This window comes from Arsenicicoccus sp. UBA7492 (assembly GCF_002479615.1).
GTDB classification, from domain to species: domain Bacteria; phylum Actinomycetota; class Actinomycetes; order Actinomycetales; family Dermatophilaceae; genus Arsenicicoccus; species Arsenicicoccus bolidensis.
The window spans coordinates 1-13,513 of the sequence record NZ_DLOE01000060.1 but is presented as its reverse complement, the minus strand read 5'-3'; the positions used below and the strand labels follow the sequence as shown (position 1 = coordinate 13,513).

Sequence of the window (13,513 nt, the reverse complement as noted above, 5' to 3'; positions counted from 1 at the left end):
CGGGAGCGTGAGGTGTGGCCATGGCATGTGGATCCGGCCCGGCACGGCATCGGGCCGTCGGGGACTACGGCGAGCGGGTGGCGGCGCGCCACCTCGAGGCCCTCGGGATGACGGTGGTCGACCGCAACTGGCGGTGCGACCAGGGGGAGATCGACGTCGTGGCCCCGACCTCACCCCCCACCCTCGTGGTGTGCGAGGTCAAGACCCGCACGAGCGTGTCCTACGGCAGCCCGGTCGAGCAGGTGACGCAGCGCAAGGCGATGCGGCTGCGGCGCCTCGCCGTGCGGTGGCTGCAGGAGCACCCGGAGGTCACGTCCCCGCACGTCCGCGTCGACGTCGTGGGGGTCCTCGTGCCCCGCGCCGGCGCGCCGGAGGTCGAGCACCTCGAGGGGGTGCTGTCGTGAGCACCGGGCTGACCCGCGGCGTGACCCTGTCGGGGCTCGAGGGGGCCGTCGTCGATGTCGAGGCGGATGTCAGTCTCGGGCTGCCGGCCTTCACCGTGACGGGGCTCGCGGACACGACCGTCGGCGAGGCGCGCGACCGGATCCGGGCGGCGGCGAGCAACGCGGGCGTGCCCCTGCCGTCGCGTCGTCTCACGGTGAACCTGTCGCCGGCGTGGATGCCCAAGTCCGGCAACGCCTTCGACCTGCCCATGGTCACTCAATAACGTTCTTTTCGCGGCCCATCTGGGCCTGCCTGTCATGCTTGCGGCATGAGTGAGCACAGCGGACCTTCCCGGAATCCATCCGGAGAGCCCGAGCCGTACTGGCCCGAGCCGTTCCAGGTGGGCGGCAGTCCCGAGGTTGCCCGCGCGTTCGCCCTGGCGGAGTTGATGGCGGACCTAGAACGACACAACATGCAGGCCGAGCGGGAGCAGCGCGAGGTCGACGCGGCGGAGGTGGATGCGGTCCCCCGGGTGCCCGACACGGATTAGGCGTGCTGGGTACCGGGTCCCGCGCTAAGGGCGTGGGGGACCGTGTCCAGAGGGCGCTATGGCCCTTCCTCGGCTCGGTGCTAGAGGGCGTCCGCCACGGCGTCCCGGGCCATCGCCTGCCAGTCCTCGCGCCCCAGGACAAGGGCCACGGCGTCGGCTAGCGGCATGTGTGGGGCCTGGCGCTGGGCCTTGCGGGCGCGGTCGCAGGTGAGGCATTCGCGGCGTCCACGGCGTAGGGCTGACGGGCGCAGGTTGCGGCCCCCAGGGCGTGCCCACGGGGGCAGGTGTGTCGGAGTACCTGGCGGGCGAGAAAGTCGCTGGGGGGCCGTGTCTGGGAGGCCCTATTGGGGCGCCCCAGGTGCCGCGCGATTCGTCCAGCACGAGGCCCAGCTCGCTGGGGTGCAGGTGCGCCGCGCCGGGGCCTACGCCGTCGATGTGGCGATCGAATAGGGCGACGGTGGCGAAGATATGGGAGCACTTGGCGCACTGCGCCTCGTGGGGTCCGAGGGGTTGGGCCATGGCACTGCCTTTCGTTCGGGATCGCTCGTCCGTGTGGGCCGGACGTCCCGAGCGGGAAGACGTGCGGCTAGGGCTTGCCCCAGCGCAGGCGCCCCTTGGCGTCTGGTCGGCAGAACATCGCCGTTCCGGCCTTGGTGAATTTGATTTTCTCGCCGGGCAGGACGGTGCCTTCGCCTGGTCGTTGCACCACCACGACGACTTCAAGGCCGACCAAGGCACCGACCTCACGATCGATCTTGGCCAGATCACCGCCGGTGAGGTCGGTGGGTGCGTTGATGTCGACGGCGATCTCCGCCGGACCGGGCAGGTCTTTGCCAGCGCCGGCCCATCCGATCACGCGCGCGGTGGTCATGCCGTAGCCGGCGAGGAGGTCCTTGATCTCCTCGCGGCGCAGCATGTCCAGTCCAGGGGAGTGGGGCCGTCAGTCATGGCTCCATCCTCTCGTCTTTGAGGGTTGGCACGTAGGCTCAAGAAGCAGAAGGAGGTCTCGTGACGGACGAACTCACGGCTGAGCTGCAGCAGATGAAGGCCCGCGAGTTGGCCGAGTACGGGCGGATCTTCCTGTTCGCTGGCGGGCATCCCGAGGCACTGCGGGATGTCGCGGATCCGTCGATCGCGCTAAGCACCCAGCGCAGCCCTGGCCAGGTCTGGGCGCTGCCGGCAGGATGGGTGCGGATCGTGAACGAGCTACACCATGATCTGCTCGAGCTACTGGGCGAGTACGTCGTGACGCGGGCGGATCAGAAGGCTGGCCGGCTCTGCTACGACATCGCACCCCCGTCGTTCAGCGATGCTGTCCAGCATCGCATCGCTGGAGCAGAGGACGAATCACGCCACACCTGCGAACTCTGTGGTGTGAATACCAGCAAGACGTCGATCTACGCGGCCAGGTGCACGCGCCACGCAACCGGCGCAGGGCATCGCATAATTGGTGCAATCGCACGGCCGCCGGGCGAGTCTGAGCGGCTGAAAGCTGCCGATCCATGACGAGAAGCTCGACGCTTGAATGAAGTAGGCGGACATTCAGAGCCACGCTACCGATGAAGGTCTCGTGTACTGAGAGCATGGCTAGCCATGTGAGGCAGACACCGCGGTGTCAGAATTGCAGTGCTGATCGCAGTCGGCCCCTCGGGCTCGGCTGGCAACGGAGGAGAGAGTCTTGCCCGAGAGCCGACATCGTTACCTGTACGAGCGTCTGGGCGATCACGACTTCCAGCAGCTCGTCGGCGCTCTACTCGTCAACCAGTTCTCCGACTACATCCCGATGGCACTACGCCAAGCGGACGGTGGCCGAGACGGTCTGCGCGCGGTCGATCCCTCGAAGGTGATGGTCTACCAGGTCAAGTGGTCGGTCAACGGGTGTGAGAAGAATCCGGTCAGCTGGCTGGAGCAAGTTGTCAAGAAGGAGGCTGACAATCTGCGACGGCTCGCGGAGGAGGGTGTTCGGCACTACGCGCTCGTCACGAACGTGCCGAGCACGGCCAAGGATGAGACCGGCACCTTCGACAAGCTGGATCAGAAGCTTCGCGGCTATGCGAAGGAGTTCGGGTACGAGCAGATGACCTGCTTCTGGCGCGAAGCGCTGAATCCTTGGGTCGACAACGCCCCGGCCGAGACCAAATGGGCCTATGCGGACATGCTGGCGGGGTGGGATCTGATCCGCTACATCGTCGCCGAACAGATTGGAACAAACGAGGACAAGGTGCATCGCGCTTTGATCCGCAAGGTCGTTGCCGCCCAGTGGGAAGATGATCAACGGGTCAAATTCAGCCAGTCCGAGGTGGACCGGGAGAGGGTTGTCGACCTCTTCGTCGATGTCACCGCCCAGGAGCGACACCACGCTCTCGCCCGCCAGGGCGTCGTCGTCGAGGACCTCCGGGCTGGCCGGGTCGGCGCCGGCGACCTGCAGGTCGTCCAGCACCCGCGACAACTGCAGGTTCTCGTCCAGGCCGTCCATGCCCTGCGTTCGCGCCAGGAGCACGTCGACGGCCGCGGCCACGAGCGCAAACGCCTGGTCCATCCGGGCTTGTGTGTCAGTCATGGCCCGACCTTAACCAGCCCGCACGGCCCCGTCACCGCGGCCGTCGGCGCCCTGTGGACGACGGGGGCCGCGCAGGCGGCGCGCCGGCCGTGTTGTGGGCTCACGCGCGGGGCCCGCGGTGGCGCGGGCCATCGACGCGGGGGCCGTATGCGCTGTCTTCGCCGGTCAGGTGGATGGGCCGCTGGGCGGGTCCGCGGTCGCCCGGGTTGGGGGTCGCCGCGGTGGCGCGTGGCCGGTCGGTGGGGCGGGTGATGACCTGGAACATGGCCTCGTAGCCGGCCATGCTGCCGGTGATGACGGCCTGTCGCGAGATCCGGTCGTTCATGGCGCCCTTGACCACGGTCCAGTCGACGCGAAAACCGTTGTGCGCGGCGAGCATCGACACCACCTCACGGTTAGTTCTGCCGTTCCCTTCGCGGGCGAAATGGATCTGGTTGTTGACCCCGTACACCCGGGCGAGGGCGGCGGGGAACCGGTCGGGGGCGACGGCGCGCAGGTTGTCGGTGTCGCGCAGGTGGACCGCGAGCTGCGCGGCCGCGGCGGGCAGGACGGCGTCGCCGATGAACCGCCCGCCGCCCTTCTCCATGCTGACGGTGCGCAGCTCACCGGCCCGCTCTTAGACGTCCTGGAACAGGTGCCGGTGCACCTGCCGGGCGCCGGCCAGGTCGTAGGAGTCCAGGCCCTGCTCGCGCAGGGTCAGGGCGCGGGCCTCGACGAGCTCGTCCTCGCGGGTGCGCAGCTGCTCGGGGGAGCGGGCGCCGACCAGGTTGCGCAGGGTGACCCCGTCGTCCATGACGTACGCGGCCCACCGCTGGGCCTGGTCGCCGATCGTCCACGGGGCGCGCCGGGAGGGGCCCGGTCGGGTCGTGGACCGTGAACCCGGTCAGCGGGCCGCTGCTGTAGGTGAGGCGGCCGGGCTCGTCGCCGGCCGGGGTGTAGGCGACCCCGAACACGTGGACGTCGGCGACGACCAGGCCCGCGCCGGGGACCAGGGAAGCACGGGCCTGGTCCAGGGACAAGAACGCCTCGGTGCCGGGGACCAGGGCGACGGTGCGAGTGTCGGCAGCGGCGGGGACGTACAGGCGCACGTACCGCATCGGGTCCTCGGTCAGCGGGGCGAGCTGGTCGGCGACCTCGTCGTCGACAACACCGGGCGGCAACCGACCGACCGCGTGCGCGGCCACCAGGTCGTTCAGGTCCCAGGACTCGCCCTCGCCGTCACCGGCCATCGCGGTGGCGTGCCTTGATCAGCGCGATCAGCTCGTCACCGGTGATCTCCCCACGCACGTACCGGTCCTGCTCGGCGCGCGCGACGTCGCTGGTGCGGCCGCCCTCCATCTCGGTCGAGTGCCGGATACGACGCGCGTCGGCGACCCGGGCGACGTACTCCTGCTCGGTGATCGGCTTGTCCAAGGTCATGCTCGTCATGCTGTCACCCCCTCTCGGGTGTCGTCTCCTGCTGTAGGTGGGGCTCACGGGCGTGGTTCAACTGACGGATAGGATCTTCGCTGCTGGACTTCCTGACCGGGTCGCGGCCTATAGTGGTTGTAGCGCCCCTCCCTTGCGAGGGTTTGGGGAAGTGAGCCTCGGGATTTCCTGCCGGACGACAGGGCCCGGGGCTCGCGTCATGTTCGGAGTTAGATGGTGATGAGGCGGATGCGCTCGTGGAGGGCGTCGAGGTACTCACCGGTGGTGGTGCGGGCGTTGGTGACGGCTCCACAGACCGCGTCGGGGATCCACAGCAGGGGTTCGTCGCGTCCGCGCACATGGTGGATCCGGACGGCCGGGCCAAGGCGACCGCGACCGCGCAACGCCTGGACGAGGTCAAGGTCGCGCTTGTCGTCAGCGGAGCCGCGAGACTCGAAGGTCACCTGGGTGACGCCGAGCAGTTCCAGCTCGGGCAGGAGTCGTTCGATCGTCTTGTTGCGTCGTCGTTTGAGGTTGTCACTGGCGCAGCCTTCGCGGACGACGACGAGGTAGGTGTGCTCGAGAGCAGCGATGGTGGTGGCGATGACGCCCCGACGTCGCTCGTCCTCGTCGCGCCAGTGGAGCTTGTTCTGGCCGGGCAGCCTCAGGGAGCGCATGCTGTGGCGGGTGTCGTCCTCGAGGTGGGCGGGGCCGATCGCGGCGGCGAGGATGTAGGCGCCGGGGTCGAGGTCGTGGACCGAGGCGGACTCGTCTACCCAGGCGCGCAGGGCTATCGGCGTCGTCGCTGGGCTCATGGGCGGGTCCTGGTGCGGGCGGCGATATCGCGGGTGAGGGTGTCGGGGTCGAACGGGGCTTGGAGGGTGTAGAGGTTCTGGGTGCTCAGGCCGGTGGGGGACAGGGGCGAGGTCCGGGTGCGTCGCTCGACGTGCAGGAGACCGTTGTCGCGCAGCTCGCGTAAACCTCGTTCGGCAGTGTCGGCGGACCAGCCGTACCAGGCGGGCATGCGCTCGGTGGGCAGGGGGAAGCCGGGTTTCTCGTGCAGGGCGACCAGGAGCATGGCTACTGCCGGCAAGGACAGGTGGGTGTCCCATTCTTCGGTCCAGAAGCGGTGGTTGAGGCGGATGAACCGACTGGTGGCCGCGGCGCCGATGGGGCGGGTGTAGGGCTCCGCGCTGCCGTCTGGGGACAGCAGGGTGATCACGACGGCGCGGGGGCCGCCGTGGCGGCGTTCGATGAGGTGCCGGGCCTGCAGGCGGGTCAGGATCTTGGTGGCGGCAGACTTCGCCGAGGCGTCGGTCGCGGTCGCGGTGGTGGCGAACGCCCGTGCCCACACCGGCAGAGGCAGGCTGGCGCTCCAGCCGTCCTCGTGGTCGCCGCTGCTGATGATGGTGTGCAGCATCAGCAGCGCGAGGAGCCCGCGATGGTCGCGGTGGGTAACAAACTGCGCCAGGGGGGCCCGTCGGCTACTGGCCGTACGGTCGGGGTTCTGGATGAATGTCTTGCCCAGCGGGGTGAACGTCCGGCCAGACCGTTCGATGAGGAAGTTACGGGTGTCGGCAACGGTCGCCGGGGCGACCGGGCTGCTGTCGCTCGAGGCGGTTCGCTGCTTGTCCATGTGGTGAAGGTATGACGCCCTGACACTACGATCCAAACTACCCAGCCTCCTTGGGAGGCTGCCTCAGCGGGTGTATGAAATAACCTTTAATCACGTTGCTAAGGCGGTGTGAGATCTTCTGCGATGCCTTAGGGGCTGCCGGCGGTGTGGCTGGCTACTCGGTCCGGTCGGTGGGGTAGTGGCGTGCGGCCCGGAGTGTTCTCCACAGCGATTGACCCGTGCTCAGGGACAGGGGATCTGGGGTGGCGCGGACTCCATGGTTCTCGAGACGAGCCCGCCGCGCCCCGGAGCCTGCAGTGACACCGTCACACGCACGAATATGCGTACCCCGCTGTGGCGTGTCAGGGTGCGGTCAGGTTTACTTGTCCTGGGTCACTGTGTGGTGGTTCCCCGTTGCTCTGGGTGAAGGGCTTCGCCTCGTGGAGGGTTCCCATGTCGTTGTGGGGTCTGGCTTCTCGTCGGGTGTTCGTGGCGGCCGTGGTTGCGGTGGGCGCGTTGGTCGCAGCGGATGGGACTGCGGCTGCGGTGCCTGAGGCTCCACCAGCACGTGTCCCGCAGGCCAAGCCGGCGGCGCCGCGGGTGGACTCGGCGCGGGACGTGGTGTCGGCGCGGGTGGCTGCGCGGGCGCAGGGCGCCCCGGTGGAGGCTCTCTCGGAGCGGTCCGAGTTCGCGCGGACGTGGGTGAACCCGGATGGGACGTTCACCACGCGCGCGTCGGTGGGGCAGACCAGCGTGAAGGACGCCACGGGCGCGTGGGCGGACGTGGACCTGACGATGGCGGCGGCGCTGGACGGTTCTGTGGCTCCGAAGCGCCCGGTGGTGGGGGTGCGGGTTGGCGCGGCGGGCACGAGTGTGGACCACGGCGCGGGACGCCAGGTGACGCTGGGGTGGACGGGACGGATGGGCAAGCCGGTCCTGTCGGGGGCGTCGGCGACGTGGCCGGACGTGGCGACCGGGGTGGACTACCGCGTGGACGCGCTGCGGAGCGGGTTCGAGTCGTTCTACGTGGTCAAGGACAAGTCCGCGGTGAACCCGGCTACGGGGTTGTCGTGGACGGTGCCGTTGAAGACCAGGGGCTTGATCGCGAAGCCGACCCCGGTTGGGGGAGTGGACTTCGTCGACGCGCACGGCAAGACGGTCTCGCGGCTGGCTCCGGCGTCTGCGTGGGACGCGAAGGTCGATCCCCGCTCGGGCGACCCCGCGAACCGGGTGCCGGTGAAGATGACTGTCGCCCAGGCCAACCCGGGCCAGGCGACGTTGACGGTGAGCGTGGACAAGGCGTGGGCGTCCGACCCGGCGCGGGTGTTCCCGATCGTGGTGGACCCGACGTACGCGTCGTTGACGGTCAAGCCGAGCTTCGACACGTTCGTGCAGTCGAACTTCACCACCGACGAGTCCGGGTCGACCGAGCTGAAGGCCGGCACCTATGACGGGTCGACGGTGGCGCGGTCCTTCCTGAACGTCCCGCTGGGCAGCTTCCACGGTCTGCAGGTGAAGTCCGCGTCGCTGCGGCTGCGGGAGGCGTGGTCGAGCTCGTGCACCGCGACCGGGATGAACGTGTTCGCCGCGAACCCGGCGTCGACGGCGACCCGATGGACCGCGCAGCCGTACATCAACCCGACCGTGTACGGGTCGGTGTCGGCGGCGAAGGGGTACTCGAGCGCGTGCCCGGCCGGTGACGTGAGTGTCCCGTTGACGAGCCTGTTCCAGGCGTGGTCGACCGCGTCGTCCTCGACGGGCGCGGTGGCGTTGAAGGCCGCGAGCGAGACGGACATCCGGTCGTGGAAGAAGTTCGCGTCCTCAGAGACGGCGACGCCGCCGGTGTTCACGATCACCTACAACCGCAAGCCGAACGCTGCCGCGGCCCCAGCGATGACGTTCCCCGCGGTGACGTACAAGGCCCCGACCTGGACGTCGTCGTTGATCTACACCCCGGACCTGACGCCGGAGTTCCAGATGGCGGCGACCGACCCTGACGGCAACGACGTCACCCTCAAGGTCGAGATCCACACCACGAACACCGCCGCCACCAACGCGACCCCGCTGACGTCGTGCCAGGTCAAGGCCGCCTCAGGGCAGGCCGGCAAGTGCTCGGTGCCCGGCACCCTGTCCGACAACGCGGTCTACTACGCCCGCGTCGCGGTGCAGGACGACCAGGGCCTGTGGAACGGGACCTGGTCGCCGTGGACGACGTTCCGCACCGCCGCCGGCATCCCCGCCAAGCCGGTCGTGTCCTGTCCGGCCCCGTACCAGACCAGCGGGTCGTGGACCGACACCGCGCCCACCGCGCCGGTGACGTGCACGATCACCGCGGCCGGTGCCACGACCAGCACCCCGGCGTACATCCACTACCGGCTCGACGGCGCCGCGGAGAAGACCGTCGCGATCACCCCCTCCAGCGACCCGAGAACCGCCAAGACCACCGTCACCATCCCCACCACCACGGGCGGGCACTCGATCGAGGCGTGGAACGCCTCGATCACCGGGAAGCTGTCCGCCCACGTCACCCACACCCTCGGGTGGGGCAACGCGGCCATGACCACCCCCACCCCGGCCCCCGCCGCCACCGTGGACGGTCAGCAGGTCGCCGCCGGCGTGCGGGTCGCGGCCACCACCACCGGCGCGATCCGGGTCGCCGCAGCCGGGCCCCCGAAGGGCTCCGCGACGACCGTCACCGGCAAGGTCCAGTGGCGCGTGTCCGGGTACGGCACCACCGAGACCGGCAAGTGGAACGACGCGACCGGCCTGACCGGCGTGTCCCTGACCGGGACCGGGTCCTCGACGACGTCGCTGGTGTATTCGGCGGCGTGGGACTCCATGACCGCTGACGTCGACAACGCCCAGACCCCCGCGGTCACCCTCAACGACCGCGTCCCGGTCCTGATCGACGTGCAGGTCTGCTTCACCTACTCCACCGGCACCCAGTGCACCTGGTCGGCGTCCCCGGTCACCATCTCCCGGGTCCCGCACGCCTTCGGCAACGGCTTCCCCACGTCCGACGCCGGCCCCGGGCAGGTCGCCCTGTTCACCGGCGAGTACAACCAGTCGGCCACTGACGTGTCCGTGCCCGGGTACACCGGTGACCTGACCCTGTCCCGGTCCCACTCCACGTACGGCAACAACACCACCGCCCAGGCCACCCCCGCCGCCAGCGTGTTCGGGCCGGGCTGGACCGCGAACCTGGACGGCTCGGACGCCGGCCTGGCCGGGCTGACCCCGATCGACGCCACCCACATCGACGGGTCCATGGTGTTCGCCGCCGAGGACGGCACCACCCTCATCTACCGCCCGGTCGACGGGCTGCGCCGCACCGGCGCGACCATGAACCCCAAGGCGTGGGTGCCCGCGGACGACGACACAGCCCTGGACGGCACCACCCTGGCCTGGAACGAGCAGACCAAGACGTTCACCCTCACCGAGGCCGACGGCACCACCACCACGTTCACCGCCACCAAGGCCCCCACCACCGGCGCCGCCGGCCAGTTCGCACCCGCCACCGTCACCGAGCCCGGGTCCGGCACCACCACCTACACCCGCAACACGACCGGACTCGTGACCCGGATCCTGGCGCCCGTCCCCGCCGGGATGACCGCCGCGGACTGCCCCGACAACGGCAGCACCACCGGCCTCAAGCCCGGCTGCCGCGCCCTGCGCGTCGCCTACGGCACCAACGGGGCACCGGCCGGGCAGGTCGGGTCCGTCGCGATGGAGATCTACACCCCCGACGCGCTGACCGTGAAGGCCTGCGACGGCACCAGCAGCACCGCCGCGGCCGGGTCGATGGCCACCGTCCCGGTCGCCTGCTACAGCTACGACGCCAGCAAGCGCCTCACCAAGGTCACCGACCCCCGCTCCGGGCTCGGGACCAGCTACACGTACGGCGCCCAGAACGAGATCACCACCATCACCCCCGCCGGGCAGGCCCCCTACCAGCTCGCGTACGCCACCAGCGACTCCCGGTTGAAGCTCGCCAGCGTGTCCCGCCCCAACCCGGGCGGTCAGGGCGCCACCGCCCTGACCCGCGTCCGGTACGGGATCCAGGGCCAGGCCGGTCTGCCCGACATGAGCAGCGCCATGACCAGCCGCTGGGGACAGACCAACCCGCCCACCTACGCGGCCGCCGTGTTCGGCCCCGACTACACCGGCAACACCGACACCGTCACCGGTGACGACTGGCGGTACGCCGACCTGTCCTACACCGACCAGGCCGGGTACACCATCAACACCGCCTCCTACGGCACCGGCACCTGGCTGCCCACATACACGCGGTACAACACCCAGGGCAACGTCACCCTCGAGCTGGACGCCGACGCGATCCAGCGCGCACTGGCCTGGACCGCCGACAACCCCCTGCCCGACGGGCAGGCGTACGACGCGTCCGCGCTCGGCACCGTCACCGACTACAACCCCGACACCACCACGAGCACCGTGGCCGGTGTGCCCGCGAAGGCCCCCGCGGGGTCGTTCGTGACCGACGTGTGGGGACCCCAGCGGCCCTCAGTCCTGCGCGACGGAACCACCACGACCGTGCGCCCGCACACCAAGACCCTCTACGACCAGGGCGCCCCCAACAACGGCGTGAACCCCAAGACCGGCACCGGGTACGGCCTGGCGACCACGGTCACCGTGACCGCGGCCGACACCACCGGCACCGACGTCGAGACCACCGCCCGCACCATTACCGGGTACGAGCCCAAGACACCCGGTGACGACGCCACCAGCGGCTGGACCCTCGGCGCCTCGACGTCCACCACTACGGACATGAACCTGAACGGGACCGTGGACGCCGGCGACATCACCGCCCGCACCTTCCACGACGCCGAAGGCCGCACCACCGAGACCCGCCAGCCGTCCGAGGCGAACACCGGTGGGGGAGCAGGCACCACCCTCACCAGCTACTACACCGCTGCCGCGCAGACCGGCGCCGACGCCGCCTGCGGCGGCCACCCCGAGTGGGCCGGCCTGGCATGCGCTACTCGTCCGGCCGCGCCACCCCCAGGACAGACCCTTCCCGACGAACGAGCCACGAAATACACCTACCAGCTCGCGCCCGCCGCCACCGTGGAGACCAGCGGCGCCGTCACCCGCACCACCACCAGCACGTACCTGCTCGACGGGCGCGCCGACACCGTCACGACGACCGTGGCCGGGCTCGCCTCGAGCGCGGCCCGACCCGGCACCAAGACCCTCTACGACCCCGCCACCGGGATCGCGACCGGGACCGTCGAGCTCGACAGCAACGGGCAACCGACCGGGCCCAGCCAGTCCGCCACGTTCGACACGTGGGGTCGCCAGACCAGCACCACGAACCAGCTCGGTGACAAGGCCACCACCAGCTACGACACCGCCGGGCGGGTCGCGTCCGTCACCGACGCCAAGGGCACCACGAGCTACGGGTACGACGGCACCGACCTCGCCGGGAAGACCGAGCACCGCGGGATGACCACCCGCGTCATCATCACCCGCTCCGCCGGCAAGGGCGACATCACCTACACCGGCGCCTACGACGCCGACGGCAAGCTCTACCGGCAGAGCATGCCCGGCCAGCTCGAGCAGACCACCACCTACGACGACGCCGGTGAACCTACCGGCCTCGCCTACACCGGGCAGGTCACCCCCTACACCACCAGCGCCGACGCCGACGGCAACACCGTCTACACCCCCGGCACCCCCACCCGCGGCGTGTGGATGGCCTGGACCCAGGCCAACGACCCCGCCGGCCGCGTCGTACGCGACTACACCGGACAAGGCGCCGCGTTCGACGGGAAGGCCGGCACCACCGACACCCCCACCAACGTCGCCAAGCCTGGGGATGCCATCGGCTACGACCGCGCCTACACCTACGACCAGGCCGGACGCCTCAGCAAGGTGACCGACCGGACCGCCACGACGACGGGCACCACCGTCACCCCCGACACCGACGCCACCACGACCGACGGCACCACCAGCAGCATCCCCTGCCAGGTCCGTACCTACGGCTTCGACGGCACCCTGGGCGTGAACGGGAACCGGACCAGCCACCGCGTCGAAGACCACGCCGACGGCTCCTGCGCCAGCACACCCAGCCAAGTGCTGGACAAGACGTACGCGTACGACACCGCCGACCGCCCCACCACCGGCACCAACGCCGTCGGCGCGTACACGTACGACGAGCTCGGGCGGCAGACCCTCGTGCCCGCCGTCGACGCCCCCGACCCGGCCAGTGGGGACATCACCCTCGGGTACTTCGACAACGACCTCCCCGCCAGCGCGCGGCAGGGCGGCACCGACACCACCTTCACCCTCGATGTCGCGGGTCGGCGTCTGACCCAGCGCACCACCAGCACCGGCGGGGCCGTGCAGTCCCAGACCGTGGTGCGGCACTACACCGACGGCACCGACAACCCGTCCTGGACCGTCATCACCCCCGACGGCGGAACCCCAGCCACGACGCGGTTCGCTGAGTCGCTCGGCGGAGACCTCGGCGCCCAGCTCGCCCAGGACGGGGCCGTCGACCTGACCCTGACCACCCTGCACGGCGACACCGCCACCACCCTCACCATCCCCGCCGACCAGTCACAAGACGCCGCAGCCACACGGATCAACGGGTGGAGCGACTACACCGAGTACGGCACCCCCAGAAACCCCTGGGCCACCATGAACGTCGACGGGCCCCTCGGCTACGGATGGCTCGGAGCCAAACAACGCTCCACCACCCTCGAAACCGCCGGCCTCACCCTCATGGGCGACCGCTACTACAACCCCACCCGCGGCGCCTTCACCAGCCTCGACCCCGAACCCGGCGGCAACCCCACCGCCTACACCTACCCCCTCGACCCCATCAACAGCTACGACCTCGACGGACGCCGGCAAGAGGTAGGCGGGTACGGTGGAGGAGGCGGAGGCGGCTCCCGTTACGGCGGCAACTTTGACCTGTACGACACCCCCCAGAACGGGAAGGGGGGCGGGGGGGGCGCCCACCCAAAACCAGGGGCGG

13 protein-coding genes are annotated in these 13,513 nt (G+C 70.1%); 6 read left to right on the top strand and 7 right to left on the bottom strand.

The features are described 5' to 3' along the window. Positions 1 to 20 precede the first annotated feature (20 nt). Genes B4E97_RS18080 through B4E97_RS18070 form a run of 3 tightly spaced genes read left to right on the top strand, consistent with a single transcriptional unit; the run spans position 21 to position 934 of the window. Positions 21 to 404 (top strand): YraN family protein, encoded by a 384-nt coding sequence (locus B4E97_RS18080; protein WP_019287900.1) that lies wholly within the window; start codon positions 21 to 23, stop codon positions 402 to 404. Then, positions 401 to 667, top strand: a complete 267-nt coding sequence (locus B4E97_RS18075) for a magnesium chelatase domain-containing protein (RefSeq protein WP_019287899.1) — start codon at positions 401 to 403, stop codon at positions 665 to 667. Before B4E97_RS18080 ends, B4E97_RS18075 begins: the two co-directional genes overlap by 4 nt. Positions 668 to 712: 45 nt before the next feature. Continuing rightward, positions 713 to 934, top strand: coding sequence for a hypothetical protein (locus B4E97_RS18070; RefSeq protein WP_156911386.1), 222 nt, complete (start codon positions 713 to 715; stop codon positions 932 to 934). A gap of 586 nt (positions 935 to 1,520) precedes the next feature. Here the strand turns inward: B4E97_RS18070 and B4E97_RS18065 are convergent. Further along, complete coding sequence (locus B4E97_RS18065; RefSeq protein ID WP_029211917.1) at positions 1,521 to 1,850, bottom strand: hypothetical protein; 330 nt, start codon at positions 1,848 to 1,850, stop codon at positions 1,521 to 1,523. Between the two features lie 92 nt (positions 1,851 to 1,942). Between B4E97_RS18065 and B4E97_RS18060 the strand changes: the two genes are divergently transcribed. Next, entirely contained in the window at positions 1,943 to 2,440 is a 498-nt protein-coding gene (locus B4E97_RS18060; protein ID WP_019287896.1) for a hypothetical protein, read from the top strand. Between the two features lie 283 nt (positions 2,441 to 2,723). Here the strand turns inward: B4E97_RS18060 and B4E97_RS18055 are convergent, their stop codons facing one another. From B4E97_RS18055 to B4E97_RS18045, 3 genes are all read right to left on the bottom strand, one after another. Further along, on the bottom strand, positions 2,724 to 3,494 hold the full coding sequence (locus B4E97_RS18055; RefSeq protein ID WP_286961081.1) for a hypothetical protein: 771 nt from the start codon (positions 3,492 to 3,494) through the stop codon (positions 2,724 to 2,726). A 100-nt stretch (positions 3,495 to 3,594) separates the two neighbouring features. After that, a complete protein-coding gene (locus tag B4E97_RS18050; RefSeq protein ID WP_019287894.1) occupies positions 3,595 to 4,080 on the bottom strand; it encodes a hypothetical protein in 486 nt (161 codons plus the stop codon). 30 nt (positions 4,081 to 4,110) lie between these two features. Further along, positions 4,111 to 4,287 carry a hypothetical protein gene (locus B4E97_RS18045; RefSeq protein WP_019287893.1) on the bottom strand — a complete coding sequence of 59 codons (177 nt, stop codon included), beginning with the start codon at positions 4,285 to 4,287 and terminating at the stop codon, positions 4,111 to 4,113. Between B4E97_RS18045 and B4E97_RS18040 the strand changes: the two genes are divergently transcribed. Continuing rightward, positions 4,286 to 4,741 (top strand): hypothetical protein, encoded by a 456-nt coding sequence (locus B4E97_RS18040; RefSeq protein ID WP_019287892.1) that lies wholly within the window; start codon positions 4,286 to 4,288, stop codon positions 4,739 to 4,741. The two genes, B4E97_RS18045 and B4E97_RS18040, sit on opposite strands and share 2 nt — an antisense overlap. Here the strand turns inward: B4E97_RS18040 and B4E97_RS18035 are convergent. The 3 genes from B4E97_RS18035 to B4E97_RS18025 form a co-directional block, all read right to left on the bottom strand. Beyond that, positions 4,713 to 4,913 (bottom strand): antitoxin VbhA family protein, encoded by a 201-nt coding sequence (locus tag B4E97_RS18035; RefSeq protein ID WP_156911384.1) that lies wholly within the window; start codon positions 4,911 to 4,913, stop codon positions 4,713 to 4,715. The two genes, B4E97_RS18040 and B4E97_RS18035, sit on opposite strands and share 29 nt — an antisense overlap. A gap of 218 nt (positions 4,914 to 5,131) precedes the next feature. Beyond that, positions 5,132 to 5,716, bottom strand: a complete 585-nt coding sequence (locus B4E97_RS18030) for a hypothetical protein (RefSeq protein ID WP_034253121.1) — start codon at positions 5,714 to 5,716, stop codon at positions 5,132 to 5,134. Next, a complete protein-coding gene (locus B4E97_RS18025; RefSeq protein ID WP_019287889.1) occupies positions 5,713 to 6,537 on the bottom strand; it encodes a hypothetical protein in 825 nt (274 codons plus the stop codon). The genes B4E97_RS18030 and B4E97_RS18025 overlap by 4 nt, the downstream gene beginning before the upstream one ends. Before the next feature lie 525 nt (positions 6,538 to 7,062). Between B4E97_RS18025 and B4E97_RS18020 the strand changes: the two genes are divergently transcribed. Continuing rightward, positions 7,063 to 13,513 (top strand): DUF6531 domain-containing protein (locus B4E97_RS18020; protein WP_286961078.1); only part of this gene is annotated, 6,451 nt, incomplete at its 3' end.

What these genes read in the sequence shown, in the direction of transcription:
- B4E97_RS18080 (WP_019287900.1), top strand. Translation starts at nt 21, where the DNA reads ATGGCATGTGGATCCGGCCCGGCACGGCATCGGGCCGTCGGGGACTAC.
- B4E97_RS18055 (WP_286961081.1), bottom strand. Translation starts at nt 3,494, where the DNA reads ATGACTGACACACAAGCCCGGATGGACCAGGCGTTTGCGCTCGTGGCC.
- B4E97_RS18035 (WP_156911384.1), bottom strand. Translation starts at nt 4,913, where the DNA reads ATGACCTTGGACAAGCCGATCACCGAGCAGGAGTACGTCGCCCGGGTC.
- B4E97_RS18045 (WP_019287893.1), bottom strand. Translation starts at nt 4,287, where the DNA reads ATGGACGACGGGGTCACCCTGCGCAACCTGGTCGGCGCCCGCTCCCCC.
- B4E97_RS18070 (WP_156911386.1), top strand. Translation starts at nt 713, where the DNA reads ATGAGTGAGCACAGCGGACCTTCCCGGAATCCATCCGGAGAGCCCGAG.
- B4E97_RS18050 (WP_019287894.1), bottom strand. Translation starts at nt 4,080, where the DNA reads ATGGAGAAGGGCGGCGGGCGGTTCATCGGCGACGCCGTCCTGCCCGCC.
- B4E97_RS18030 (WP_034253121.1), bottom strand. Translation starts at nt 5,716, where the DNA reads ATGAGCCCAGCGACGACGCCGATAGCCCTGCGCGCCTGGGTAGACGAG.
- B4E97_RS18040 (WP_019287892.1), top strand. Translation starts at nt 4,286, where the DNA reads ATGACGTACGCGGCCCACCGCTGGGCCTGGTCGCCGATCGTCCACGGG.
- B4E97_RS18025 (WP_019287889.1), bottom strand. Translation starts at nt 6,537, where the DNA reads ATGGACAAGCAGCGAACCGCCTCGAGCGACAGCAGCCCGGTCGCCCCG.
- B4E97_RS18065 (WP_029211917.1), bottom strand. Translation starts at nt 1,850, where the DNA reads ATGCTGCGCCGCGAGGAGATCAAGGACCTCCTCGCCGGCTACGGCATG.